Source organism: Pantoea sp. NPDC088449 (genome assembly GCF_044753225.1).
In the GTDB taxonomy this organism is placed as follows: Bacteria; Pseudomonadota; Gammaproteobacteria; order Enterobacterales; family Enterobacteriaceae; genus Pantoea; species Pantoea floridensis.
The window spans coordinates 245,932-271,767 of the sequence record NZ_JBIVMT010000004.1 but is presented as its reverse complement, the minus strand read 5'-3'; the positions used below and the strand labels follow the sequence as shown (position 1 = coordinate 271,767).

The 25,836-nt window shown below is 55.7% G+C and carries 21 protein-coding genes; 2 read left to right on the top strand and 19 right to left on the bottom strand.

Annotation, left to right across the window (positions count from 1 at the left end; translation table 11 throughout):
• Window positions 1-51: 51 nt before the first annotated feature.
• The 7 genes from deoC to ACIP6T_RS18635 all read right to left on the bottom strand — a co-directional run bounded on the left by deoC (window position 52) and on the right by ACIP6T_RS18635 (window position 7,239).
• Window positions 52-831, bottom strand: coding sequence for a deoxyribose-phosphate aldolase (gene deoC, locus ACIP6T_RS18665; protein WP_097096034.1), 780 nt, complete (start codon window positions 829-831; stop codon window positions 52-54).
• Window positions 832-1,125: 294 nt separating this feature from the next.
• Complete coding sequence (locus tag ACIP6T_RS18660) at window positions 1,126-1,905, bottom strand: TatD family hydrolase (RefSeq protein WP_345828307.1); 780 nt, start codon at window positions 1,903-1,905, stop codon at window positions 1,126-1,128.
• Complete coding sequence (locus ACIP6T_RS18655; RefSeq protein ID WP_345828305.1) at window positions 1,902-2,954, bottom strand: DUF6363 domain-containing protein; 1,053 nt, start codon at window positions 2,952-2,954, stop codon at window positions 1,902-1,904. Before ACIP6T_RS18655 ends, ACIP6T_RS18660 begins: the two co-directional genes overlap by 4 nt.
• A 174-nt stretch (window positions 2,955-3,128) precedes the next feature.
• On the bottom strand, window positions 3,129-3,290 hold the full coding sequence (locus tag ACIP6T_RS18650) for a DUF1328 domain-containing protein (RefSeq protein ID WP_007893192.1): 162 nt from the start codon (window positions 3,288-3,290) through the stop codon (window positions 3,129-3,131).
• Between the two features lie 93 nt (window positions 3,291-3,383).
• A complete protein-coding gene (gene osmY, locus ACIP6T_RS18645) occupies window positions 3,384-3,998 on the bottom strand; it encodes a molecular chaperone OsmY (RefSeq protein WP_097096031.1) in 615 nt (204 codons plus the stop codon).
• Window positions 3,999-4,259: 261 nt separating this feature from the next.
• Window positions 4,260-5,849, bottom strand: coding sequence for a peptide chain release factor 3 (prfC, locus tag ACIP6T_RS18640; protein WP_400458320.1), 1,590 nt, complete (start codon window positions 5,847-5,849; stop codon window positions 4,260-4,262).
• Window positions 5,850-6,135: 286 nt separating this feature from the next.
• Entirely contained in the window at window positions 6,136-7,239 is a 1,104-nt protein-coding gene (locus ACIP6T_RS18635; RefSeq protein WP_400458319.1) for an amidohydrolase, read from the bottom strand.
• 238 nt (window positions 7,240-7,477) lie between these two features.
• On the opposite strand from ACIP6T_RS18635, the gene ftnA reads away from it, so the two are divergent.
• Window positions 7,478-7,984, top strand: a complete 507-nt coding sequence (gene ftnA / locus ACIP6T_RS18630) for a non-heme ferritin (RefSeq protein ID WP_097096028.1) — start codon at window positions 7,478-7,480, stop codon at window positions 7,982-7,984.
• A gap of 108 nt (window positions 7,985-8,092) precedes the next feature.
• On the opposite strand, the gene ACIP6T_RS18625 is transcribed toward ftnA, so the two are convergent.
• The 11 genes from ACIP6T_RS18625 to ACIP6T_RS18575 all read right to left on the bottom strand — a co-directional run bounded on the left by ACIP6T_RS18625 (window position 8,093) and on the right by ACIP6T_RS18575 (window position 22,987).
• Window positions 8,093-10,936, bottom strand: a complete 2,844-nt coding sequence (locus ACIP6T_RS18625; RefSeq protein WP_400458318.1) for an EAL domain-containing protein — start codon at window positions 10,934-10,936, stop codon at window positions 8,093-8,095.
• A gap of 202 nt (window positions 10,937-11,138) precedes the next feature.
• Window positions 11,139-12,875, bottom strand: a complete 1,737-nt coding sequence (locus ACIP6T_RS18620) for an ABC transporter permease (protein ID WP_400458317.1) — start codon at window positions 12,873-12,875, stop codon at window positions 11,139-11,141.
• 2 nt (window positions 12,876-12,877) lie between these two features.
• Window positions 12,878-13,864, bottom strand: coding sequence for an ABC transporter substrate-binding protein (locus tag ACIP6T_RS18615; RefSeq protein WP_345828288.1), 987 nt, complete (start codon window positions 13,862-13,864; stop codon window positions 12,878-12,880).
• A gap of 24 nt (window positions 13,865-13,888) precedes the next feature.
• Window positions 13,889-14,956 (bottom strand): ABC transporter ATP-binding protein, encoded by a 1,068-nt coding sequence (locus tag ACIP6T_RS18610; RefSeq protein ID WP_097096024.1) that lies wholly within the window; start codon window positions 14,954-14,956, stop codon window positions 13,889-13,891.
• Between the two features lie 152 nt (window positions 14,957-15,108).
• Window positions 15,109-16,809 carry a GNAT family N-acyltransferase gene (locus ACIP6T_RS18605; RefSeq protein WP_345828284.1) on the bottom strand — a complete coding sequence of 567 codons (1,701 nt, stop codon included), beginning with the start codon at window positions 16,807-16,809 and terminating at the stop codon, window positions 15,109-15,111.
• 132 nt (window positions 16,810-16,941) lie between these two features.
• Entirely contained in the window at window positions 16,942-17,646 is a 705-nt protein-coding gene (locus ACIP6T_RS18600) for a proteasome-type protease (protein WP_097096022.1), read from the bottom strand.
• A gap of 20 nt (window positions 17,647-17,666) precedes the next feature.
• On the bottom strand, window positions 17,667-18,464 hold the full coding sequence (locus ACIP6T_RS18595) for a transglutaminase family protein (RefSeq protein WP_097096021.1): 798 nt from the start codon (window positions 18,462-18,464) through the stop codon (window positions 17,667-17,669).
• A complete protein-coding gene (locus tag ACIP6T_RS18590) occupies window positions 18,461-19,390 on the bottom strand; it encodes an alpha-E domain-containing protein (protein ID WP_345828280.1) in 930 nt (309 codons plus the stop codon). Before ACIP6T_RS18590 ends, ACIP6T_RS18595 begins: the two co-directional genes overlap by 4 nt.
• Window positions 19,384-20,823, bottom strand: a complete 1,440-nt coding sequence (locus tag ACIP6T_RS18585) for a circularly permuted type 2 ATP-grasp protein (RefSeq protein ID WP_400458316.1) — start codon at window positions 20,821-20,823, stop codon at window positions 19,384-19,386. The genes ACIP6T_RS18590 and ACIP6T_RS18585 overlap by 7 nt, the downstream gene beginning before the upstream one ends.
• A 111-nt stretch (window positions 20,824-20,934) precedes the next feature.
• Window positions 20,935-21,543 (bottom strand): hypothetical protein, encoded by a 609-nt coding sequence (locus ACIP6T_RS18580; protein WP_097096018.1) that lies wholly within the window; start codon window positions 21,541-21,543, stop codon window positions 20,935-20,937.
• Between the two features lie 751 nt (window positions 21,544-22,294).
• Window positions 22,295-22,987, bottom strand: coding sequence for a FliA/WhiG family RNA polymerase sigma factor (locus tag ACIP6T_RS18575; protein WP_097096017.1), 693 nt, complete (start codon window positions 22,985-22,987; stop codon window positions 22,295-22,297).
• A gap of 884 nt (window positions 22,988-23,871) precedes the next feature.
• On the opposite strand from ACIP6T_RS18575, the gene ACIP6T_RS18570 reads away from it, so the two are divergent.
• Window positions 23,872-24,354, top strand: coding sequence for a YlaC family protein (locus ACIP6T_RS18570; RefSeq protein ID WP_400458315.1), 483 nt, complete (start codon window positions 23,872-23,874; stop codon window positions 24,352-24,354).
• On the opposite strand, the gene ACIP6T_RS18565 is transcribed toward ACIP6T_RS18570, so the two are convergent.
• Window positions 24,351-25,763 (bottom strand): PLP-dependent aminotransferase family protein, encoded by a 1,413-nt coding sequence (locus ACIP6T_RS18565; protein WP_345829839.1) that lies wholly within the window; start codon window positions 25,761-25,763, stop codon window positions 24,351-24,353. The genes ACIP6T_RS18570 and ACIP6T_RS18565 overlap by 4 nt on opposite strands.
• Window positions 25,764-25,836: the final 73 nt, after the last annotated feature.

Below are 25,836 nucleotides of genomic sequence, written 5' to 3'. Positions count from 1 at the left end.
TGGAATGAGGAGGTCGCCATGAATGGCGACCCTACAAAGAATGGGTTGAACTTAGTAGCCCGCTTTACTGGTCGCGGTTTCGTGGCCCAGCGTATTGAGCAGGCTTGCCAGCAGGCTGGACGCGCCAAAGCGGAAATGACGCGCATCCGCCCAGCCTTCACCCAGCGTGTCGTCAGCCAGCTTCAGATACAGCGCCGCATCTTCAGCGGTACGTACGCCGCCCGCCGGTTTAAAGCCGACCTGCTGCTGCACGCCTTTATCGCGGATCACCTGCATCATGATGGCCGCCACTTCTGGCGTGGCGTTGACCGGCACTTTACCGGTGGAGGTTTTGATGAAATCGGCGCCCGCATCAATTGAAATCTCAGAAGCCGCACGAATCAGTGCTTCATCTTTCAGCTCACCACTTTCGATAATCACTTTCAGCAGCACATTAGCGTCTGCGCAGGCTTTTTTACAGGCTTTCACCAGTTCAAAACCCACGTCGCGATTACCGGCAATCAGCGCGCGATACGGGAACACCACGTCAACTTCGTCGGCACCGTAGGCGATCGCCGCGCGGGTTTCGGCCAGCGCAATCTCGATGTCATCGTTGCCGTGCGGGAAGTTGGTGACGGTAGCAATGCGAATTTCTGGTGTACCCTGCTCGCGCAGCGCTTTACGCGCCGCCGGAATGAAGCGCGGATAGATACAGATTGCAGCGGTATTGCCGGCCGGCGATTTCGCCTGACGGCACAGCGCGATCACCTTCTCGTCGGTGTCGTCTTCGTTCAGGGTGGTTAAATCCATCAGTTGCAATGCGCGCTGTGCTGCTGCTTTCAGGTCGGTCATGATGCTCTCCAAAATTCAGATCGGCGGGCACAACCCACCGGGGAATGTGATAATTCTAACAATTACCGTGACAACGAATTGCGTTTCATGTCACACATGAACAGAAAACTCGTCATTCATATACAATAATTTAGTGATTAACATCACAAATAATTGCCAATCAAGCCAGAATACCGCCCGGCTCGCCATTGTTAGTATTATCACAAAAAAGGATGCAAAAGTGTACTGTCGGCTCTATCACTGTAGCTAATCAGACGTAAGGTGGCGTAAATGCAGATTTTGTCGGGTGGGGAATCAGGCTGGCAGCGCAAAAAGACGCAGGCTGTTATGCCATAACGCATTGGCGATGGTTTCAGGGGATTCACTGCGCAACTGGCACAGCACATCAAACACATTACGCGCCCGCTCGGGGCGATTCGGCTGGCCCTGAAAACCCTGCAGCGGCATATCCGGCGCATCGGTTTCCAGTAACAGCGACGCCAGCGGCAGATGGGCGATGGTATTGCGGGTTTTGCTGGCACGTTCATAGGTGATAGTGCCGCCGACGCCAATCGCGTAGCCGAGCTGAATAAAGCGCTCAGCCTGCTGCTGGCTACCGGCGAAACCGTGTACCACGCCACGACGCGGCAGATCGTGACGACGTAAATGCATGGCTAACTGATCGTGGGTGCGACGCGAGTGCAGAATGACCGGCAGATCGTACTGCTTCGCCAGCCTGAGCTGCTTATCGAGCAGCCGCGTCTGCTTAGCGAATTGCGCATCTTCCATGTAAAGATCGAGACCGATCTCACCGATCGCCACGCGCTTGCTGTCTGGCTTTTTCAGCCAGCTTTCCAGCGCCTCAAGATGCGCATCTTCCTGATGCTGCGCAATATTAATGGGATGCAGGCCCAGCGCAGCATACAGCGCGTCATGTTGCTGCGCGAGCTGGCTAACCCGAGCGAAACGGCTGGCATCTACGCTGGGCACAATAATGCGCTCCACGCCCGACTGCGCGGCACGCTCAATGCTAGCGTGCGCATCTTCAACAAATGGGGGAAAGTCAAAGTGGCAATGCGTGTCGATAAATCTCATGCCAGCGAACCTTTATTAAAATCTGCATCGTTTTCCGCCAGCGAAGGCGTAATTACAACGCGATTATCTGGCGCATTCGCTACGGCTGCCGGCGGCGTTACCGTGATCTGACGGACAAACGGCTCGGCATCGCTCAGCCATTGCCCAAGCGTGGCGAGGAAATAACGCCCGCTGCGCCGACCTAAATGGTAATCCTGATTCAGCGACGACATCCTGCTGCCGAGCGCCATGCTCGCCAGCGGTTTCGGCGGACAGATTTCGATGATGCGCAGATTATCCGGTGGCTGCTCAATAAACTGCTGAATCTCGCGATAACTCTCTTCATGCTGATGCAAGATGTTGATCATCGGCTGCAAGGCGCTGTCGGACAAAAAACGCTCCATGCGTTTAAACCACTTCGGCGTGTATGACATCTGCGAAGGCACGGTGCGGATCACCACAATGGTATCTGCGCCGCGTCGTGCCGCTTCACGCACCGGAATCGCATCGCTGATACCGCCATCCAGATAACTTACGCCGTCCATCTGCACGCCGCTGCGGTAAAAGCCGGGAATGGCGCTGGAGGCCTTAATGATGTCATGCCAGTTGGTGCTGGTAGGATTGAAATACTCCGCGCGATAATCATCGCTGCGGCAGGCGCACATATAGAATTCGCTGCCTTTGGCAAACAACCCTTCGGCGGTAGTCAGCGCCAGCGGAAACTCCTGCTTGGTAATATCGATTAGCCAATCGAGATCGATAAGATGCCCACCGCGCACGAAACGCAGCGGATCAAAAAACAATTTGCTGGTGGTGTAACGAGAAATCACGCGCCGCGCGTAGCCGGGCTGGCCACAGACAAAGGCAGACAAGTTTTGTGCACCGGCTGAAGTGCCGAGTAATAGCTGAAAGGGATTGAATCCTGCGCGTTGAAACTCATCGAGTACGCCTGCAGTGAAGATACCGCGCTGACCGCCGCCTTCGCAGACGAGGGCAATTTTATTGGCTTTGAAGGGCGTTAATGCAAGCGGTTCAATCGAACCCAACGTTAATGGAATACGCGTACCCATGGACATCCCTCAGTATTTTGCTCTGAGGGAGCTGCCAGAGGCAGCATCCCGGAGAACCAGTCATTGTCGTTCCCTGACCAATTGCTTCTGCAATCGTCGCGGCTTCGTAGTATGCCGCAAATGACTGGTCTCCGCTTTAGGTGACTCGCGGGTTAACGTCTAAGACGCAAGTAGTCAGGGTCGTTTGCGCCCGGTAAACAGGCTCACGAGGAACAGAATAATACCGACAATGAAGACAATTTTAGCTGCCCATGCTGCCGTACCCGCCAGACCGCCGAAACCTAATGCTGCAGCAATCAGAGCGATGACCAGAAAGATAATACCCCAACGAAACATAAGCCTCTCCTTTACCATTGTGAAAATCGAACTGCTTATTTACACCTTTGTTTTTATTACGAAACGGCATCAGATGATGCCGTAACGCTCGCGTTAAGATTTCACCTTCAGGTCATTCTTCACGCTTTTCACGCCTTCAATGGCTTTAGCGATTTTCTCTGCACGATCGGACTGTGCCTGGTTCGCCACCTCTCCAGATAACTGCACGACGCCATCGGTGGTTTCCACCTTCACGTTGCGCGACGGTACGATGTCATCTGCTAAAAGCTTAGCTTTAATTTCGCTGGTGGTGGCGGTATCACCGGCATAACCCTTCAGCGAAGCATTTTTGCTGTCTTTAACGTGTAGTTTGTCACTGACGGATTTCACACCTTCGACTTTCTGCACCAGCGCGACGGCTTTTTCCGCCTGATCCTGAGAAGCAACGAAGCCGCTCAAGGTCACTACGCCATCATGCGTTTTGACGGAGATATCCGTGCTTTTAATCGCTTCATCATCCACCAGCGCTGCTTTAGCTTTGGCGGTGATGCCGCTGTCATCCATATAACCATCGACTTTTTTCATAGAACTATCGATTTTCGCACCCGCGCTGTCGGAGGTTTGCTGTGCTTTCTGCGACATGGATTCATCGGCAAAAGCGGCACCGCTCAGCAGAGCAGAACCCGCCAGAGCAGCAATCAGGGTTTTGGCAATCTTAGTCTTATTCATCGATATCATCCTTCTATCAGTTAACTCATCCGTTATCGCGGATGCGCCAGCAACGAACGGCGTTGCTGAGTTGATGGACGTAATGAAACCTGAAAGGTCTCTTTTCTCGTCCGACAGGATAAGAGTAGTAGGGATTACAGCTTTTGCTGACTCTTGTGGTTGATATATCGCCAAAAAGAGAAAAAAACAGCGGAATTAGGAGGAGTCTGTAACAAAGAAAACAGGGCCAGTGAAAATTACTGGCCCTGCTGATAACGCCGATTAGTGCTCGCGCGTTTTGCGGAAAGTCACGTCAGGATAGCGTTCCTGCGTGATGTTGAGGTTTACCATGGTTGGTGCGATATAAGTGAGGTTATCACCGCCGTCTAGCGCCAGGTTAACTTCGTTTTTACGCTGGAAATCGTCGAATTTTTTCGCGTCATCGCACTCAACCCAACGAGCGGTTGAGACGTTGATGGCTTCGTAAATCGCTTCCACGTTGTATTCGCTTTTCAGGCGCGCCACCACCACTTCGAACTGCAGCACACCGACCGCGCCAACGATCAGATCGTTGTTATGTACCGGACGGAACACCTGTACAGCGCCCTCTTCCGACAGCTGCACCAGCCCTTTCAGCAGCTGTTTCTGCTTCAACGGATCGCGCAGGCGAATACGACGGAACAGCTCTGGCGCGAAGTTCGGAATGCCGGTGAACTTCATGTTTTCACCCTGGGTAAAGGTGTCGCCGATCTGGATAGTGCCATGGTTGTGCAAACCGATGATGTCGCCAGGATACGCTTCTTCAACGTGTGAACGGTCGCCCGCCATAAAGGTCAGCGCATCGGAAATCACCACATCTTTACCGGTACGCACCTGACGCAGCTTCATGCCTTTTTCATATTTACCGGACACCACACGCATAAATGCCACGCGGTCGCGGTGTTTCGGGTCCATGTTTGCCTGGATCTTAAACACGAAGCCGCTGAACTTCTCTTCTTTCGCTTCCACCAGACGCGCGTCAGTGTTGCGTGGCATCGGACGCGGTGCCCAGGAAACCAGGCCATCCAGCATATGGTCAACGCCGAAGTTACCCAGCGCGGTACCGAAGAACACCGGCGTGATTTCGCCGCTCAGGAACAGCTCTTGATCGAACTCGTGCGATGCGCCCTGCACCAGCTCCAGCTCGTCGCGCAGCTGCTGAGCCAGATCTTCGCCTACCGCCGCGTCCAGCTCTGGATTCGCCAGGCCTTTAACGATGCGCACTTCCTGAATGGTGTGACCTTTACCGGTTTGATACAGGTAGGTTTCGTTGTTATAGAGGTGATACACCCCTTTGAACAACTTGCCGCAGCCAATCGGCCAAGTGATTGGCGCGCAGGCAATCTTCAGCTCGCTCTCCACTTCATCCAGCAACTCCATCGGATCGCGGATGTCACGGTCGAGTTTGTTCATGAAGGTGATGATCGGCGTATCGCGCAGGCGTGTGACTTCCATCAGCTTGCGGGTACGATCTTCAACACCTTTCGCGGCGTCAATCACCATCAGACAGCAGTCGACCGCCGTTAGCGTACGGTAAGTATCTTCGGAGAAGTCTTCGTGTCCTGGGGTATCCAGCAGGTTCACAAGGCTATCGCGATACGGGAACTGCATCACCGAGGTGGTGATGGAGATACCACGTTGTTTCTCCATCTCCATCCAGTCTGATTTTGCGTGCTGATTGGAGCCGCGGCCTTTAACGGTACCGGCGGTTTGAATCGCCTGTCCGAACAGCAGCACTTTTTCGGTAATTGTGGTTTTACCGGCGTCCGGGTGCGAGATGATCGCAAAGGTACGGCGGCGCGCCACTTCTTCTAAAAAGGGGGCATTCGACATGAGTGAATTCTTCTTCAAGGGCAGCGCGCGGGTGGCGAGCTGCGATAAATCGTTTCGGGGTCATTCCGCGGGATAACGCGGCCAATGGTGACGCAGTGGCGTCGGTTCACAGCAAGATATGCGCGATCTACATTGGCGGCAGTCCTGAAGTCCCATCAGTATTGAGGCGGCATAGCATACAATATTTCGCGGAGGGGGGAAATCGTCGGATGGCCGGGCTTGTAGGGTGCGCATTCATGCGCACCAGGGAGCGTCCAGGTCAGCATAAATGCTGACCCTACGTGTTTCAGCCCAGAACCCGCACCGCCGCCGCTTTAAAGATCTTCACGCCAATCTCCAGCGAACTCAGCTCAAAACGCATATCAGGATGATGCAGGCCCGGCACCAGATTGGTTCCCAGTCCCCAGAAACCGGCCTTCAGCTGCGGATTTTTCACCGGATAATAAAAGAAATCCTCGCTGCCCGGCGTGGTTTTGGTCTCCAGCAGCCCCGCTTCGCCCAGCACATCAACAATCGCCGCGCGAATCACCGCGGTAGCTTCCTCATGGATCTCCGCGGCAGGCATCTCTTTCAACACCACCACGTCGGCCGTGGCGCCCAGCGCCGCCACGCTGTGCTGAATCGCCAGCGTCACCTTCTCTTTCAGCAAGTCCATCGGCGCGTTTTCCTGCGACCGCAGATCCCACACCACGCGCGCCTCATCCGGTACCGAGTTGGTGACACCGGCATCGCACAGGAAGCGCGTCGCTTTGACGCTCCAGGTTAATCCCGGCGGCAGATGGATGGCGTTCACCGCCTGCACCGCTTGCACCGCCGCATCCAATGCGTTGACGCCCAAATGTGGCCGCGCCGCATGCGCGGGAGCCCCTTTAATGGTGGCTTCCAGCGTGCTGCAGGCAGAATAGATCACCGCCGGCGTCGCCTGTCCCACATGGCACTCTTCCAGCGGACGCACGTGAAAGCCGAGGATCATCTCCACGTCAGCAAGCGCGCCGCCCTCAATCATCGCCAGCGCACCGGCACCCAGCTCTTCCGCGGGCTGGAACAGCAGCTTCAGCCGCCCTTTCTTGATTGCCCCCTCTTTCAGCAGCTCCTGCGCCGCCGTTAGCACCACCGACGAATGCCCATCGTGGCCGCAGGTATGACGCGCGCAGGGCACGCCATCAATAATATGACCTAGCGCATCCATGTCCGCCCGCAGCGCCAGCACCGGGCCGGGCACGCCGCTGTCAATTTCCGCCACGATACCGGTCGTGTTATTGATACCGCGCGTGACCATCATGCCAGCGCTTTCCAGCTGGTCGGCAATATAAGCTGAGGTTTTAAATTCCTGAAAACCCAACTCGGGGATTTCATGCAGAAAATGGTAATGCTCTAAGACATTCGACACCGCTAAGCTCCTGACAAGTAAAGGCAAGCCTCAGCATCGCCCGATGTGCCGCTATAATCAATCCAGCGTGAATGAAAATTAGTCAAAACTGAGAACTCTTCGCATTCAACAAGTGGAATAATTCCATTTACAATCAATAAGATAAATTCAACCTTTTTACGGAAAACCCTTCACAAAAAAGTATAGATTGATGCATAATTCATCGCACTTCACCTGATAAATTAAAAAGGAATCAGCCATGTTAACTGCTGAAATGACCTCTCGTTTAAACGACCAACTGAACCTGGAATTCTTTTCTGCCAACCTGTATCTGCAGATGAGCGCCTGGTGCAGCGATAAAGGCTATGAAGGTGCCGCTTCATTCCTGAAAATGCATTCACGCGAAGAGATGCAGCACATGCAAAAGCTGTTCGATTACGTTAGCGATGCAGGTGCCCTTCCGGTTCTGGGCAGCATTGCTGCTCCGGCAATTAGCTGGACCTCGTTGAATGACGTGCTGGAAGAAGCGCTGAAGCATGAGCAGCTGATCACCAAAAAAATCAATGAGCTGGTGCATTCGGCATTAACCACGCAGGATTACTCAACCTTCAACTTCCTGCAGTGGTACGTGGCAGAGCAGCATGAAGAAGAGAAGCTGTTCAAAACCGTGCTGGATAAACTGGCGCTGGTGGGCAATAAAGGCGAAGGCCTGTTCCTGGTGGACAAAGATCTCGGCCACATGTCCGTTGACGGCCACGGCGCATAAAAAAAAAAGATTACACACAGCAAAACCGCTAACGCCCGACATGTCGGGCGTTTTTTTATGGCTTCGCAGGGAAGATTGTAAGGTCGCCATTCATGGCGACCAGGATAATTAATCCAGCTCTTTCAAACGCAGTTCCGATGGCTGTGGACGCCCAAAGAAATAGCCCTGGAACAACGTACAGCCCTCTTCGCGCAGCTTGGCAAACTGCTCGCTGCTCTCTACACCTTCGGCGGTAATCTGAATATCGAGGCTGCGGCTCATGCCGGTAATGGCGCGGATAATCGCCAGCGCTTCGCGGCTATCGCCCATATCGTTGATGAACGACTTATCGATTTTGATCTTGTCGAACGGGAACGATCGCAAATAGCTCAGCGATGAATAGCCGGTGCCAAAATCATCGAGCGCAATCTGCACGCCGAGGGTTTTCAGGCTTTGCAGCGTGCGGATATTACCGAGCGTATCGTCCAGCAGCACCGATTCGGTGATTTCCACCTCCAGCCGATGCGGCGCAAGCCCTGATTCCCGCAGCGCGCCTTCGACCACCGAAACCAGCGAGCTGTTCTTGAACTGCAGCGGTGACAAATTCACCGAGACCGATTGCTCCGTGCCCCAGCTCTGCGCTTCGCGGCAGGCTTCATACAGCGCATACGCGCCGAGCATATGGATCAAGCCGGTCTCTTCGGCGATGGGGATAAAATCATTCGGCATGATCAGCCCCTTAATCGGGTGATGCCAGCGCATCAGCGCTTCATAGCCGATAATGCCGTTCTCATCGGTGATCGGCTGGTAATAGAGTTTAAGCTGGCGGCCAGTAATGGCTTCACGCAGATCGTTCTCGATCACGCGACGGCTGCGCGCCAGATCGTCCATCGCCAGCGTGAAGTGTTCAAAGCGGTTGCGGCCATTGCGCTTGGCTTCGTACAGCGCCATATCGGCGCAGCGCAGCATATGTTCGGGGGTATTGGTGGTTTGTGACGTCAGCGCAATTCCCACGCTTAAGCCCACCGACAAATTATGCCCTTCAATGTTCACCGGTGGACGAATCGCTTCTATGAGCCGCTGCGCCACCATCGCCGCTTCATCCGCACCGCGAACATTCGGTAGCACAATGGCAAACTCATCGCCCCCAATGCGTGCCAATGTATCGTGATCGCGCAGGGCGCTGCGCAGGCGTTTCGCCACCACGCGCAACAAATCGTCACCAATCTGGTGGCCCAGCGCATCATTCACATTCTTGAAGTTGTCGAGATCGAGACAGAGCGTCGCGCTGATGTGCTTGTTCTGGCTATCAACCCGCAGCGCTTCGCTCAGCTTCTGGCGGAACAGCACGCGGTTTGGCAGGCTGGTGAGGTTATCGTGGTGCGCCATATGGCGGATGCGCGCATCCGCTTCGCGCTGATCCGTTACGTCTTCCACAATCAGCATCACGTAGTTTTGACGCATATCCTTGCCGCTGATGGTGGTGGCGCGGGTATGCAGAATGCGCTCGCCGCCGGCGGTTAGCAGCAGCTGTTCCCGTGAATGAATACCTTCGCAGCGCAACGCCACATCCGCCAGGCTGTTGAAGTAATCCCCCAGCTCCGGCGACATACATTCGTGCGGGCGTTTATGCATGATCAGCGCTTTGTTGATGCCAAACAGCTGCTCGGCTTTGTCATTTACCATCAAAATTTCACGGCTGATGGCGTCTTCGACAATCACACAAGAGGGAATATTACTGATGATGGTGTCGAGAAAGCCGGATAACTCCGACATTTTCGCGCTCTGCGTCTGCGCCAAATCCCGCGCGCGCAGCAGCTTTTGCTCATTCTCACGACGCTCGGTCACGTCGCGGGTAATTTTGGCGAAGCCAATCAGTTTGCCGGTTTCATCGCTAATCGCTTCGATAACCACGTGCGCCCAGAAGGCGGAACCGTCTTTACGGTAGCGCCAGCCTTCATCTTCAAAACGCCCGGTTTTTAACGCAATCCCGAGATTCGCTTCAGGCGCATTGGCATTGCGCTCGGCTGAACTGTAAAACACCGAGAAGTGTTGGCCAATAATCTCATCGGCAACATAGCCTTTGGCACGCTGTGCACCGCTATTCCAGTTCACCACTCGGCCCTGCACATCCAGCATATAAATGGCGTAATCGCGCACGCCCTCAACCAATAGGCGGAAGTTTTTCTCTTGCTCGTGCTGTTTGCGCAGTAGCGCCTGCTGCTCGGTACAGTCGCGGGTGATTTTAGCGTAGCCGATCAGCTTGCCGGCATCATCACGAATTGCGTCAATGATGACGTGCGCCCAAAAGGCGCTGCCGTCTTTGCGATAACGGTAACCTTCATCCTCAAATCGACCGGTTTTAAACGCGGTGCTGAGGTTCTTCTCCGGGATGTGATTGAGGCGATCCTGCGCACTGTAGAAGCGCGAGAAGTGCTGCCCAACGATCTCTTCCGCCACGTAGCCTTTTGCGCGCTGCGCGCCTACGTTCCAATTTTCAACGTTGCCGTCCAAATCGAGCATATAGATGGCGTAATCGCTAACGCCCTCCACCAGCATACGAAAACGCTGCTCCTGTTCCCGCTGTTTCCGCTGTAATGCCTGTTGTTCGGTGCAGTCGCGGGTGATTTTGGCAAAACCCAACAACTCGCCATACTCATCCCGAATCGCGTCAATCACCACATGCGCCCAAAACGCGCTGCCATCTTTACGATAGCGCCATCCTTCGGTTTCGAAGCGCCCCGTCGCTGTCGCCACTGCCAGCCCGCGCTGCGGCGCGCCGTTTTTACGATCGTCTTCGCTGTAGAACAGCGCAAAGTTCTTCCCAACAATTTCATCGGGTGTGTAGCCCTTGGCGCGTTGTGCCCCGGCGTTCCAGTTCGCCACGGTGCCATCGGGTTTGAGCATGTAAATGGCGTAATCCACCACGCTCTGCACCAATAATCGGTACATGACGTCAGAGTTATTATTCATTGTTATTCGCCTATTGCTGGCCTGGTATTATTCAGAATTATTAAGAAAATTCTTAATTAGCATGCAGACTTAAGCGCAAATACGCAGCGCTGACAAGCGCTATTCGCCCACAGACAAGTGTTGGTAGGTAGATTATCGGCAGTGGCGAGAAAATGTTCAGCGGGATACTTAACCACTCATCATGCGTTGACGGAAACGCCCGTTACGCTTGCCAGGGAAGAACGCCTTGCGGCAGGCGTCGCGCCAGATAGGTGGCGAGCGTCATCAATAAGCAAACCACAACAATCATCAGGCAGCCCACTGCCGCCGCCAGCGAAGCCGATCCGCCTTCGTCGAGAAACACAATGGTAGGTCCAATGGTTTGGGTTTGCGAAGTGACCAGCAATATCGAGACCTGAATTTCATTCAGGGCGGTGAGAAAGACCAGCACGCTGCCCGCCAGCGCGGCGGGCGCAGCCAAAGGCAGCAGAATATCGCGCATGCGCCGCATAAAGCCGGCACCGCACAAACGTGCCGCTTCATCCAGCGCCGGCTCCAGCTGTGCGAATCCGGCCAGCGTCGGACGCAGCACCAGCGCGAGGAAGTTTGCCAGATAGGCGGCGAGGATGATCCACACCGTGCCGTACAGTGAAACGTTGACGATCGGCAGCGGGCGCAGGAAGAACAGCATCGCCGCCACGCCGGTCACAATTCCCGGCAGCGCGTAGGTGAGTTCACTCGCCAGCCACAGGCCGTGCACCAGTTTTGTACGACGCCAGCTAAGGAAGTAAGCGAGGAATAGCGCGCAAACCGTCAGAATCAGCGCCGCTAGCGTGGTCAATCCCAGACTGGTGAGGAAAGCCTGACGCACAGCCGGATAACCCCACAAGGCGGCGCGGAAGTTTTCCAGCGTCAGCGTTTGCCAGGTCAGCGCCTGGCCAAAGCCGCGGGTTAACGCCGTGATAAGCAAGGCACTGAGCGGTAAAAGTAGTGTCAATGCCATCCACCACCACGCCAGCGCTTCAATAGCCATACGGGCGCGCCCCAGCGATTGCTGCCACAGGCGCGGTGCGCCGTTAACGCGCACATCATGCCGCCCGCCCAGCCACGCGCTGGCCGCCATGCCCGCCAGCGTAATCGCCGCGATCAGCAAGGCGTATACCGCCGTATTCGGCAGCGCACTCGGGCCAATACCATTGAGCTGCTGATACACCAGCGTGATAAGCGTTGGCACGCGCGCCGGAATGCCGAGCAGGGCCTGAATACCAAAATTGCCTGCTGCGGCAACAAAAGTGAGGGCGGCACCGGCAAAAATCGCCGGCCGTGCCAGCGGCAAAATAACGGTGAATAACACACGCAGGCGCGTCGCCCCGCTCGCCTGCGCCGCTTCGACTAAGTCTGCCGGTAAACGCCGCAAACCGGCGCGCACGGTGAGAAACACCAGCGGCGCATTGTGCGTCCCCAGCAGTAGCACAATGCCGGTAAGGGAATAGAGCGGTTGTTCACCCGGCGCAAACCACGGCAGCCCCATCGCGGCACACAGCAGCGCCAGCGGACTGCCCGGTGCCAGCGCCTGTAGCCAGGCCAGCGCCGTGACCTGCGGCGGAATCATCAGCGGCAGAATAAAGGCAAATACCCACGCGGTTTTGCCGCGCAGGTTGCTGAGCGCCACCAGCCAGGCGGCGGCGGTGCCCAGCACCACGGAAATCAAGGTGGAACTGAGCGCGATAAACAACGTGTTGCCGCTGGCGATAAGCACGCGATCGCTGGTCAGCAGACGCGCTAACCGCGTCATGTCCGGCACGCCGGCAGGCGCGATAGCGGTCCATACCAGCCGCAGCAGTGGCGCGACCGACAGTAAACCAATCAGCACTACCATCAGCGCCAGAACCAGGCGTTCGCTGTTAACGCGTTTACCGCCGCGCGCCGCGCTGCGCCATTCGTTGCTGACCACGCTCATGCTTAGCCGCCGAACAGGGCGGTGAATTGATCGCGCACCGCGGCGTCTTCTTTAATCGCTTTCGCGACGTCAGGCGACAGCAGCTTGATCTGGTCGATCGGCGTGAAGCCTGCTGGCGCCGCAACGCGATCGTCCACCGGACGGTTGCCCTGTTCGACCACGAGTTTCTGGCCCGGCTCCGACAGCATAAAGTTCACAAACGCCTTGGCGGCAGGCAGATTATGCACCGACTTCATGATGGCTACCGGCTCGGTCACATAGGAAACGCCTTCTTTCGGATAGACCAGGTCAACCGGGGAGCCTTTTTTCTTCGCCAGAATCACGTCGGCATCGGTGATGATGCCGTATTTATCCAGCCCGCTGGCGACGGCTTTCAGCGCCGGGCCGTTACCGCCCTGCGGCGCCACGCCAATCGCCGCAAGCTGCTTATAGAAGTTCCAGCCAATGGACGGCGTGTTGATGTCGGTGTGCAGCTTGTAGAGCGCCGCGCCGGAATAGAGCGGGCTAGGCACCGCAATCTGCCCCTTGTTGGCTTCAACCGCCAACGCGTTCCAGCTATCAATCGGCTGCGCGTGCTGCGTGTTATAGGCAATCACCGTGGCGATGATTTTGGTGCCAAAAAAGGTTTTATCTTTATCGTAAAACGCCGGATTGATATGGCTGAGTGGCGCGTCGCTGTAGCGGTAGAGCTGGTTTTCATTCTTGAGCGCGCCGAGGTTAATGGCATCGGCAATCAGCAGTACATCGGGCTTCGCCTGGCCGCTCATCATCTCGGTGCGCAGCACGTTCATCAATTGCGTGGTGCCGTTACGCGTCCACTCAACCTGCACATTCGGATAGGCTGCTTTGAATGCATCCATGGTCTGCTGAGCAATTTCCGGTGCCTGCGAGGTGTAAACCACCAGCTTTCCCGCTGGCGCGTCGTCGGCATGGCTGACGGCTGAAACGAGTAATCCGGCTAACATCAAAACGTTAAATGACGTACGCATAGCATTTCCCTGAGTTGATAACGATTAAGAAGGCAGAATCCAACCGTCGCGCAGCGCCACACCCAGCGTAGCGTCGACAACGGGTAAAGGTGGCCCATCCAGCAGCAACGTAATGCGGGTTTCAGGTGCCGCCAGCGGCGTGACAATCAGCTGATAATGGCCGCCGCGATAAATCACCCGCTGCACCTGGGCGGCAAACTGCGGTTCGCCAGGCTGCGCCAGGCGGAAGTCCACCGCATGAAAACTGGCTTGCCCGTGCGGCTGCGGGCGCTGCTCAGGCGCGCAGCGTAATGACACGCGCAAACCGCACAGCGTGGCCTGCGCGCGGCCTGCGCCGAACGGTTCGATGTCGTGGATGGGCAGCACTTTGCCGTCATCAATAAAGCGGGCAACCATCTCATTCGCCGGTTCACGCCACAGCGTGTGCGGCGTGGCAAACTGCATCACGCGTCCGCCATCCATCACCACGATGCGGTCGGCCAGCGCCATGGCTTCATGCTGATCGTGAGTGATATAAAGCAAAGTCGCGTGGCTGTGATGGTGGAAGCGGCGGAACTCCTCTTCCATTGTGGCGCGCAGGTGCACATCAAGATTCGCCAGCGGTTCGTCGAGCAATACCAGCGTTGGCTGCGCGACCAGACAACGCGCCAGCGCCACACGCTGACGCTGGCCACCGGAGAGATCGGCGGGACGACGCGTGGCAAAATCCTGCAATCCCACCAGTTCCAGTGCCTGCTCGGTGCGGCGTTCGCGTTCTGCACGCGCCACGCCATTGACCTTCAGGCTGTAGGCGACATTTTCCGCAACCGTCATATGCGGCCACAGCGCGTAGCTTTGGAACACCACGCCAAGCTGACGATCTTCCGGCGGCACGTGAACGCCCGGAGCCGCAAAGCAGCGATTGCCAACGTGGATTTCCCCGGCATCGGCGGTTTCAAATCCGGCCAGCAGGCGCAGTAACGTGGTTTTGCCGCAGCCCGACGGGCCTAATACGGCGATGAATTCTCCCTGCGCAATCTGCAGCGAGATATCTTGCAACACCGGCTGCGCCGCAAAGGATTTGCACAGCCCGCGCAGTATGATTGATGCCATGTTTCGGGCCTTTCTTAATCAGTCCGGCTAAGACCCTACGACACTGTGATGACGATTCCATGACATTGAGCCTGGTCGCCATAAATGACGACCCTACATAAACATACGATCCCCGCCACCTCGCCGTAGGGGCGCCATTTATGGCGACCAATTCACAGATGCATCCCGATATAACGCTCATAGCGCGCGGGCTTCACCCGGGTGAGATCCACCAGCACTAACCCATCAATACAGTGGTTAAAATCGGGGTCGCTGCCGAAATCGATAAACTGCACGCCGCCCGGTTCGCATACCTCCGAATACTGTTTGTACAGCGTGGGAATAGCGGTGCCGAGGTTGGCCAGCAGGTGTTTAAGGCGTCGCAAATCTTCGCTGTAATTATCGCCGGTGAACTGCGCCAGCACTTCCGGCAGCGATGCTGGATAGGGGCGACGCGAGGTTGCCAGCGGCAGTTCGGTAGGGAAATAGAGACGATAGAACGCCACCAGCAAATCGCGCGCCGCCAGCGGCATCCCGCCGGAGATCGATACCGGACCGAACAGATAGCGGGTTTCGGGATATTTGGCGATATAGGCGCCAATCCCCATCCACAGATAATCAAGGCCGCGTTTCCCCCAGTAAGCGGGTTGAATAAAACTGCGGCCCAGCTCGAGACCTTGATGGATAATCGGCAGCATACGCTCGTCGTAGTGGAACAGGCTGTCGCTGTAAATGCCCTCCAGTCCGCGACGCGCCAGCTGCTCGGCGCCCGGAATAAAGCGATAGGCACCGACAATTTCCAGTTCATCGTCATCCCACAAAATCAGGTGATAATAATCATCATCGTATTTGTCGAGATCGCGACGGCGCCCGCTGCCCTCGCCGACCGCGCGGAACGCCACTTCACGTAAACGGCCCAGCTCGCGCAGCAGCGGTACCCAACTCGCGCCATTACGTCGCCACAGGTAGATCTGTTTGCCATCCGGCAGCGTGCCGAGTCGTTCGCTCTCCAGCAGCGCTTTTTTCAGCTCGGCACGATCTTCCGGGCGGGCAATCGCCGCTGCGGTCTGGAACAGGCCGCGTCGCCCCTGCCCGATGCGATACAGATGCTTACGCAGCCGCTTCGCCAGCTCTTTGCCGGGCGTATGGCCATCATGCCAATGCGCAAAGGGGATCTGCTCGCCGATATGCAGCTTGATGCGCGCGCCGCGCTGACGAAACATCTCACGTACCAGCATCAGCAACGCCAGCGGTGCGGCAATTTTCGCTGCCGCGTAAAATGCCAGGCTGTTACGCCCCACCACATGCACCGGTACGATAGGCGCGCGCGCGCGCGCGGCGAGACGCAGAAAGCTGTGATGCCAGTGACGATCGCGCACGCCTCGACTGGTAAGCCGCGAGACTTCACCCGCCGGGAAGATGATCAGTACACCCTGATTATCAAGATGCTGCTGCATGCGCGTGAACTGTTCGCGGCTGGTGCGGTTGCCCATGTTATCCACCGGCAGCATCATGTTGTTGATCGGTTCCAGCATCATCAACATGCGGTTGGCCACGATCTTCACATCGCGCCGCACCTGCGAAACGGCCGCCAGCAGGGCTAATCCATCCAGGGCGCCAAGCGGATGATTAGCGACAATCACCACCGGGCCACGCGTGGGGATTTGTTCCAGATCGCGCTCGCTCAGTTCACAACGCACATCCAGATGCTCCAGCACTTGCTCCACCATATCCACGCCTTTGAGGTGGCGATAGCGGGCAGCAAATGCCTGGAATTCATGTTCGCGAACCGCCCATTTCAGCGCGTTTTTTTGCCAGTTCGCGGGTTGGTGACCGGGCCAGTACGTATCGAGAAGCTGATCAACTGAAAACATTATTCACCTTTTTATGCGCAGCGATTAATCGCTTCGACGTTAAAACGGCTTGTTTTCAGATTTATGACCGGGATGTACTAACCGAGGAAAAAGTCAGAAGGGGCAAACGCGGCGAGGCGTCTGCCATTCAGGCTACAGCTGCAGGGGGGGCAACTGCGAAAACACGCTCAATAAGCCTTTGCTCCACAGCTGACGAATCTGTGAAAAATAGGGGTGCTGCTCGGTGATGTGATACTGCTGGTTATCGCTGAAACTGTCGGTGTGATACACCATCACATCCAGCGGCAGGCCCACGGAAATATTACTGGCGAGCGTCGAATCCATTGAGATCAGCGCACACTGCATGGCCTGGCTAAGCGGCGTTTCATAACGCAGCACGCGATCGATAATCGGTTTGCCATATTTGCTCTCGCCAATCTGGAAATAAGGCGTGTCGACGCTGGCCTCAATGAAATTACCCTGCGGATAGATCTGGAACAGACGCGGCTCCTCGCCACGAATCTGGCCGCCCAACAGCAGCGTGCCGCCAAACTCTTCGCCGTCGCGTTTGATTACCTCCCGCAGCGTTTCCCCCACCATCAGCGCAATGTCATACAGCGATCGCCCATTGAGCAAATTGGGCTGTTCGCTATCGCCGTTGTTACGTCGCAGCAGGCTGAGTACGCTCTGCGTGGTGGCCAGATTGCCTGCGCTTTGCAGCACCAGCGTGCGTTCATCATCCACCTGAAAAACATGCAGTTTACGGAACGAGGAGATATGATCAACGCCCGCATTGGTGCGCGAATCGGAGACAAAAATCATCCCTGACGATAAACGCATTGCCACACAATAAGTCATAGTCGTGCCTATTCAGATTGCTACTGCGCATGCACCTGCAGCACCGCAGCCACCGCCAGCATATCTTCACCGCCGCCGCCCAGCCGCATACCGCGCACCGGACATGCATCGAGATAATCCACGCCGACCGCCAGCCGTAAATGCTGACGCGTACTGCGGGTATTATTGGTGATATCAAAGCTGTGCCAACTGCCATCCAGCCAGGCTTCAACCCAGGCATGAGTGGCGACGTGCTCAACGTTTTCAGTATAGAGATAGCCGCTGACATAGCGCGCCGGAATGCCAAGGCTGCGACAGCAGGCGAGAAAAACGTGGCTGTGATCCTGGCAAACACCGCTGCCGGCAGCAAATACTTTCGCTGCGGCATCTGTTACCTGAGTACTGCCAGGACGATACGGCATTTTCAGCAGCAGTTCGTCCATGAGCTTTTCCAGGCTGGCCAGCGGCTTCTCTGGCCGCCAGTAGCGCTGAGCAAAATCGCGAATCTCGCCGTTGGGCTGGGTTAACGGCGTTGAGCGCAGAAACACCAGCGGCGATAGCGCGCATTCCGGATCGGGTGCCCACTCGCCGTCATCGAGGATCTCCACCACCCCGCGCGCTGCGATAGCCAATTGCTGATGCGGCGTATCCAGCGTCAGCACATGCATCACATTGCCGTAGGCATCTTCTGTACGCGTGGCGGCACACGGCAGCTCCAAATCCCACGAGATAATCTGCTGATGCACCGAGTTTTGCGGCGTCAGGCGCAGATACTGGGTGCTGAGTTTTACCTGCTGCTCGTAGGCGTAGCTGGTTTTATGCTCAATGTTCAGTCTCATTTCGCCTCCAGATAGGTGTGATTAATACTCTCGGCCAGCGCGTTAAGACGCGTGAGGAAGTGATTGAGCCAGCCATCCAACCCTTCGTGCGTCAGGCTTTCCCAAGTGCTGAAACGCATCTCCGCCAGTAGCACGGTGATCAGATAACGTGGACGATCTTCGCCGCTGCTGCCGATCTGTTCCAGCTGGGTAGCGATCTCATCAATGCAGGAGTGCAGCGATCGCGGACTTTCGCTGCGCAGGATCAGCATCTCGTTCACCAGATCGGGAAACAGCTGCTGCTTAAAGATAGCGTTATAGGCTTCGCGCGCTGAGACCGCACGCAGCAGGGTATCGAGACAATAATATTCGCGTACCGAATCCGACTGCTGCTCCAGCAGCTGCTGATTCACACTCAGCAAACGCGCGGTGCCATCGCTGCGCTCCATCAGGGTGCCGATACGAATAAAACACATGGCATCGCCGCGCAGCAAAGTGCCGAACATCGCGCCGCGAAACAGGTGCGAGCGCTCTTTAACCCAATCAAAAAAGGTATCGGCATTAGCGCTGGTAATACCGCGTCGTCGCGTATTGCGCATTTCAATCCAGGTGGAATTAATGCTCTCCCACACTTCCGATGACAAACTGCCGCGCACCGCATGCGCGTTGTTCCACGCCTCCTGCCAGCAGCTGAAAATACTGCTCGGATTGCGATCGTCGAGGGCAAAGAAGTTGAACAGCTGCGCCATGGTGAAACGGCCGTTGAGGGTTTCAAACAGCTCGCGTGTGCCGGTAAGATTGAGCGGCAGCAGCAGCTCATCCCCCTGGCTGCCGCGCACCGGCATCAACGATAAGCGATTGGTGACGTCTAACACACGAGCGAGTTGTTCCGCGCGCTCCAGATAGCGCGCCATCCAATAAAGACCACTGGCGGTGCGGCTTAGCATGATGCGTCATCCTCCAAAACCCAGGTATCTTTAGTGCCACCGCCCTGCGACGAGTTCACCACCAGCGATCCTTCATTTAACGCTACGCGAGTTAACCCCCCGGGCACCAGCCGAATGTCGGCACCGCACAAGGCAAACGGTCGCAGATCGATATGGCGCGGCGCCAGGCCGTTATCAATAAAGGTTGGGCAAGTGGAGAGCGAAAGCGTGTCCTGCGCGATGTAGTTTTCCGGTCGCGCTTTGAGGCGATCGCGGAAATCACTCAGCTCCTGCTCGCTTGCCACCGGACCAATCAACATGCCGTAACCGCCGGCGCCATGTACCTCTTTCACCACCATTTTGCTGAGGTTAGCAAGCACATAGGTGAGATCCTGCGGTTTACGACACTGCCAGGTGGGCACGTTATTGAGGATCGGATCTTCATCGAGATAGAAGCGGATCATCTCCGGCACATAAGGATAGATCGATTTATCATCGGCAACGCCGGTGCCGATGGCGTTAGCCAGCACCACGTTGCCGGAGCGATACACCGACAGCAGACCGGGCACCCCCAGCATTGAATCAGGACGAAACGCCAGCGGATCGAGGAAGGCATCATCCACGCGACGGTAGATCACATCCACCTTGCACGGCCCGGCGGTGGTGCGCATCATCACCGCGCCGTCCTTCACGAACAGGTCGGCGCTTTCCACCAGCTCCACGCCCATCTGCTGCGCGAGGAAGCTGTGTTCAAAGTAGGCGCTGTTGAAGCGGCCTGGCGTCAGCACCACCACCACCGGATCGTTAACCGGCGAGCTTTCGCGCAGGGTTTGCAGCAGGTGCGAGGGGTAACGCTCTACCGGCGCGATATGCTGTTCGGCGAACAGCTCCGGATAGAGCCGCATCATCATTTTGCGGTTTTCCAGCATGTACGAGACGCCGGACGGCGTGCGCAGATTGTCCTCCAGTACGTAATAGTCGCCATCGTTATTACGCACCATATCCACGCCGACAATGTGCGCATATATGTTGCGATGCAGATCGACTCCCTGCATGCAGGGCTGATACTGATCGTTAACCAGCACCTGTTCGGCGGGGACAATTCCGGCTTTAAGGATGTGTTGCTGATGGTAGATATCATGCAGGAAGGCGTTAAGGGCCTGGACGCGCTGGCGGATGCCGCGGTCGAGCATTGCCCATTCTCGCGCAGGTATGATGCGCGGCACGCTGTCGAAGGGGATTAAACGCTCCGCTCCACCATCGTCACCGTATACGTTGAACGTAATGCCCACACGATGAAACAGCAGTTCCGCCTCTTCACGCTTGCGCGCCACTGCATCGACGTCCGCCTGCTGTAACCATTCCCAGTATTGCTGATAATGAGCGCGGTGTTGGCCATCGCTTAGCAACATCTCATCATAGAAGTGCGATGCTATCTGGTAGCTTTCTTTCATGATTTACCCGGCGCTTGTCAGAGGACCTCACTCTCTCCTGCACAAACTGTGCCAGAGGCTTGCCCCGGCATGGCACACGCGCCGCGCGGACGATTACGGCTGATTTGCACCTTACTGGTGCATCAGCTGCTGCGCGATTGGCAGCCAAATCTCCGTCATCGCGCCATCGCCACCGGTGAAGGGATCGCGATGCGGCAAGGGAACATGCTGGATCTTCTCCTTCGACGCACGTAAACGCGACGGCTCATCACGCACGGTTTCCGGGGACATCCCTTCAGGATAGGCGCCCACGGTGAAAAAATCCTCAGAGGCAAATACCTGCTTATGGCCCACTCCGGCGGGGATCAGCACCGCATCGCCTTCGCGTAGCGTCACCATGCGACCGCTGTCCCCGCCAAACAGCACTTCCGCCCAGCCGGCGCCGACGCCTAAGACTTCATGCGTGTTGGGGTGATAATGCGTATAGGGGAAGATCGGCGAGCGCCAGGCAGCGGGCCAGCCGTTGCGGGTAAAGGTTTTTTCAAACCAGGCCGCGCTGTCTGCCGCTTCATCTTCATCCGGCACGATACCGGGCCAGATAATCAGCGGCAGCGGATTGTTAGGCACGCCACCGGACGGTAGCGATAGCATCAAATGTTGCGGATTGCTGGACGATCCAGCGGAAAAGGTGCCGGCGGCGAAAGACATCAGTAACAGCAGGCTGGAGTTGTTGGCAGTCATACTCTTTCTCCGGTTAACCACATGGCTTAATTGTGGCTTACCTCACAGCCATTGCAATGTGCGCCCGCCGACAAAATTCACATAAAAGAATGATTTAGCTAACTAAAGCCAAATTAGTTTGCAACATATTTAACATTTCGTGCCGCCATTCTGCGGTGACCCTAAATGACAATCCTACGAGGGTTCCGGGGCTGTTGTCGGGTGCGCATTTATGCGCACCTGGTCGCCATCAATGGCGACCCTACGAGGGTTCCGGCGTTGTTGTAGGGGGCGCATTAATGCGCACCTGGTCGCCATCAATGGCGACCCTACGAGGTTCCGGCGCTGTTGTAGGGTGCGCATTAATGCGCACCTGGCCGCCATCAATGGCAGCCCTGCGAGGGTTCCGGCGCTGTTGTAGGGTGCGCATTTATGCGCACCTGGTCGCCATCAATGGCGACCCTACAAGAGTTCCGGCGCTGTTGTAGGGTGCGCATTAATGCGCACCTGGTCGCCATCAATGGCGACCCTACGAGGGTTCCGGCGCTGTTGTAGGGTGCGCATTAATGCGCACCTGGTCGCCATCAATGGCGACCCTACGAGGGGCCCGGGGCTGTTGTAGGGTGCGCATTAATGCGCACCAGCCAAATTACAGGCAAAAAAAAGCCGGTGGATTTCGCCACCGGTCGAACCCACAAATGGATTCAAAGGCACTGACAGGTTATCGCAGGCATTTAGCGTTCTGATGTCAGAACGTTAATTGCAGGATGCTCTACTCAAAGAATTGTTTAATCTTCACGCCAATCTTCTTATTAATCTGGCAGACGCGCGCTTCGGTGAGCTCGAGCACCAGCGCAATCTCTTTCAGGCTCATTTCGTGCTGGTAATAGAGGCTGAGAATCAACTGTTCGCGCTCACTCAGCGAAGCCAGCGCGGTCTTTAGCGTGCGCTGAATGCTAATTTCCTCTTCCAGCGCACGTCCGCTTAACACACTGCTCAGCGCTTCGCCTGCCAGCAGATCGTCAAAACTCTCCATCGCGCTAGCGGATTCCAGCAGCAAATACTCCTGCACCTCTTCCGGACTGAGCTTGAGGTGTCGACGCAACTCTTCTTCGTTCGGCTCGTGGCCGAGACGGCGCGTGAGTGCGCGCACCGCATCATTGATTTTGTGCGTTTTCTGCCGCAGACGTCGCGGACGCCAGTCGTGCAGACGCAGCTGATCCAACACCGCTCCCCGCACGCGCTGTAAAGCGTAACCGGCAAAATGATCGTCAGGACGGCCATAACGACGTAGCGATTCAAGCAGCCCCATAAAGGCAATTTGTTCCAGATCGCCACGATCCATCACCGCATCCGTTTGGGCGGAGAGCTGCCGTACTACGCGCTTCACCAGCGGCTGCCACTGTTGCAGGTAGCGCGTCTCTTCAACAGGCGTCAGTTCGGTGACTTCATTGAATACGCTCATGAAATCTCCTCACGACAAAACCCGTCTGGCGACGGACTTGAACGACTGATAGCGATTTGACGGAGATTTCACGGTATCCGGAGTCGATATAATCAATACATGTTGATGGATATATTTCTCAGGCAGATTCATAGGGAAATCCGCCTGAGAAATAAAGCGACCATCATTATTTTTCTGTATTGCCCCACCGATACTCATAATAAAAAACGTCCTGAACGCCGATTAAAAATCGCGCCTTTATTAATAAAAGCGTTGTCTTATTACATATGCCAATGCATGCGAGTTAAAAAGATAACAGCCATACTTAACGCTATTAATACGGACTACGCATCAGCCGCTATTGATAACTAATAGCCACCGTTACCTTTAATGGCGATGAGTATACGCATCAGAATATTCTTAGCTATAAGGTTTAATGAATTAAAATATTAATCAATTAAAATCAATAAGTTGAATAAATTAATTAATAATTAACACCGTTAAAAAAACAATAAATCATTAATTTTCACCTTTTTTGTAATATTGAGAATTGTTTCTATTTTCATGAATGAAGCAATCGGAAACCTAAACCCCCCACCTTAATAGCGCATACTGCTCAGCAGGTAATAGCCGGATCGGGCAGGTAGCGTGGTTAATTGAGGTGATGCACGCTGATGTGATGGAGATCCATTATTTACCAAGCATCGATAAAACAGCGTTGCTCTGAACATATCCTCTGTAATCAACCTTTATCACTGCGCGTCGTCACCTATTGCGCTATAAGGTCAACGTGCAGAACCAGCCGCCCCTTCAGCAACTGTTATAAAAAAACACCGTAAATCTGTCACTAATTCGCTTCACTGTTATGTGCTTTACTGGCAGGTAGTAATAATTAGAGGTGAACAATGGACGCGATCAAACAAATCCTGCTCGACGAAATCGCCACGCTGAACCGTGAGGGACGGCGCGATAATTTGCCGCGCTTTAGCTTTTCCTTCCTGAAAACCCATCCGGGACTCTGGGCCATTATGTACCTGTGCTACGCGCTGTGCGTGGCGCTGCTCTTCTCAACCGACATGCTCGGCTGGCCCGCCTTTTGGTTTGCCACTGTGTTTGTGCTGGTGATGAGTGTATTGATGCTGATGGATATCAATCCAAAATATCGTTTCGAAGATATCGATACGCTGGATTTGCGCGTTTGCTATAACGGCGAATGGTATTACGTGCAGCCGGTTTCCCAGCAGGCGCTGGACAAAATTCTTGAGAATCCGCAGACGCCGGATCGCGTGCGAAGCGGCATCGATCGATTGATGAAGCAGAAGGGCGAAGTGGATTTCTACGACGTTTATTATCTAACCTGGGGCCACCAGCAGGCAGCCCTGGTTTAACGATGTAATCCAGCTATCAATTTGCCCAGTGTTTCTACCGCCGCCTCGGCACGTGCATCCCACGGCCAGGCGGTGTTAAAGCGAAAACAGTGGCTAAAGCCCTCGCTGCTGGAAAACAGCTGGCCGGGAGCAATACTGATCCCCTCCTGTAGCGCCAGATGATACAGCTGCGTGGTGTTAATCTGCGCGGGCAGCGTTACCCAGAGAAAATAGCCGCCCGGCGTATCGCTAATCCTTGCCGCTTCCGGCAATACCCGTCGTAGTGCCTGTTGCGCCAGCTGTTTACGTTTTGCCAGCGTCTGACGCAGCTTCTTCAAATGCGCATCGTAGCTACGCGTGCTGAGAAAATCGGCTAACGCCAGCTGCATTGGCGCACTGGTCGATAACGTGCTCATCAGCTGAATACGCTGCACGCGCTGCGCATGCCGACCAGCGGCTACCCAACCGACGCGAAATCCCGCCACCAGATTTTTCGAGAAGCTGCCGCAGTGCAGCACGTTGCCCTCACGATCAAAGGCTTTGGCCGGCAGCGGCTTATCTTGTCCCTCATACAAATCGCTATACACATCGTCTTCGATCATTGCCACGTTATAGCGCGCCAGCAGAGCCACCAGCTGCTGTTTACGCTCTGCGCTCAGGGTGAAACCGAGTGGGTTTTGCCGGTTGGTCATTAACCAGCAGGCTTTCACCGGCCAGCGCTGCAGCGCCTGCTCCAGCTCAGCCAGATCCATGCCGTGTTCAACATCACTGGCGATGGCAATGGCGTTCAGCTTGAGGCGTTCAATGGCCTGCAAAGCGCCATAAAAGGAGGGATTCTCGAGGATGACCCAATCACCGGGTTCGGTAACGGCTTGCAGGCTCAGATTGAGCGCTTCCATCGCGCCGTTGGTGATGACGATATCATCCGGCGATAGCGTAATGCCCTGTTGTGCATAGCGCTGAGCCAGAATTTTACGCAGCGCTTCATTGCCCGGCGGCAAGTTATTCAGCGCATCCGTGGGCTTCAGATTATGGGAGACTTTCACCAACGAGCGCATCAACTGGCGCTGGGGGAACAGTTCAGGATCGGGAAAAGCAGAGCCAAACGGTATGATGGCGGGATTACGCGTGGCCTGCAGCACGTCAAACACAAAGCTGTTGGTATCCGCCTGGTCGGTTTTCGCCACTTCACGGGTGGGCAGACGGGGACGACTTTCTGCGGCGCGCGGCGCCACGTAATAGCCCGATTGCGGCTTCGACACAATCCAGCCCTGGCTTTCCAGCACCTCATACGCGTGCATCACCGTCATCAGGCTCAGCCCGCTCTGCTCAGCCTGCTGGCGTAGCGACGGCAGTTTTTCACCCGGCGGCCAGATACGTGCCTCGATTTGCGTGCGAAGCTGTTCCACCAACTGCTGATATTTCGCCACCCGAACTCCCATGTAGAGGATTTGGCGGCTAGTTTCCCTCACCCTATGCCTCTCCCGCAAGCGGGAGAGGGAG

Excerpts from the sequence above, each read along its gene's own strand:
- deoC (WP_097096034.1), bottom strand. The coding sequence starts at position 831 with ATGACCGACCTGAAAGCAGCAGCACAGCGCGCATTGCAACTGATGGAT.
- ACIP6T_RS18660 (WP_345828307.1), bottom strand. The coding sequence starts at position 1,905 with ATGAGATTTATCGACACGCATTGCCACTTTGACTTTCCCCCATTTGTT.
- ACIP6T_RS18655 (WP_345828305.1), bottom strand. The coding sequence starts at position 2,954 with ATGGGTACGCGTATTCCATTAACGTTGGGTTCGATTGAACCGCTTGCA.
- ACIP6T_RS18650 (WP_007893192.1), bottom strand. The coding sequence starts at position 3,290 with ATGTTTCGTTGGGGTATTATCTTTCTGGTCATCGCTCTGATTGCTGCA.
- osmY (WP_097096031.1), bottom strand. The coding sequence starts at position 3,998 with ATGAATAAGACTAAGATTGCCAAAACCCTGATTGCTGCTCTGGCGGGT.
- prfC (WP_400458320.1), bottom strand. The coding sequence starts at position 5,849 with ATGTCGAATGCCCCCTTTTTAGAAGAAGTGGCGCGCCGCCGTACCTTT.
- ftnA (WP_097096028.1), top strand. The coding sequence starts at position 7,478 with ATGTTAACTGCTGAAATGACCTCTCGTTTAAACGACCAACTGAACCTG.
- ACIP6T_RS18625 (WP_400458318.1), bottom strand. The coding sequence starts at position 10,936 with ATGAATAATAACTCTGACGTCATGTACCGATTATTGGTGCAGAGCGTG.
- ACIP6T_RS18620 (WP_400458317.1), bottom strand. The coding sequence starts at position 12,875 with ATGAGCGTGGTCAGCAACGAATGGCGCAGCGCGGCGCGCGGCGGTAAA.
- ACIP6T_RS18615 (WP_345828288.1), bottom strand. The coding sequence starts at position 13,864 with ATGCGTACGTCATTTAACGTTTTGATGTTAGCCGGATTACTCGTTTCA.
- ACIP6T_RS18610 (WP_097096024.1), bottom strand. The coding sequence starts at position 14,956 with ATGGCATCAATCATACTGCGCGGGCTGTGCAAATCCTTTGCGGCGCAG.
- ACIP6T_RS18605 (WP_345828284.1), bottom strand. The coding sequence starts at position 16,809 with ATGTTTTCAGTTGATCAGCTTCTCGATACGTACTGGCCCGGTCACCAA.
- ACIP6T_RS18600 (WP_097096022.1), bottom strand. The coding sequence starts at position 17,646 with ATGACTTATTGTGTGGCAATGCGTTTATCGTCAGGGATGATTTTTGTC.
- ACIP6T_RS18595 (WP_097096021.1), bottom strand. The coding sequence starts at position 18,464 with ATGAGACTGAACATTGAGCATAAAACCAGCTACGCCTACGAGCAGCAG.
- ACIP6T_RS18590 (WP_345828280.1), bottom strand. The coding sequence starts at position 19,390 with ATGCTAAGCCGCACCGCCAGTGGTCTTTATTGGATGGCGCGCTATCTG.
- ACIP6T_RS18585 (WP_400458316.1), bottom strand. The coding sequence starts at position 20,823 with ATGAAAGAAAGCTACCAGATAGCATCGCACTTCTATGATGAGATGTTG.
- ACIP6T_RS18580 (WP_097096018.1), bottom strand. The coding sequence starts at position 21,543 with ATGACTGCCAACAACTCCAGCCTGCTGTTACTGATGTCTTTCGCCGCC.
- ACIP6T_RS18575 (WP_097096017.1), bottom strand. The coding sequence starts at position 22,987 with ATGAGCGTATTCAATGAAGTCACCGAACTGACGCCTGTTGAAGAGACG.
- ACIP6T_RS18570 (WP_400458315.1), top strand. The coding sequence starts at position 23,872 with ATGGACGCGATCAAACAAATCCTGCTCGACGAAATCGCCACGCTGAAC.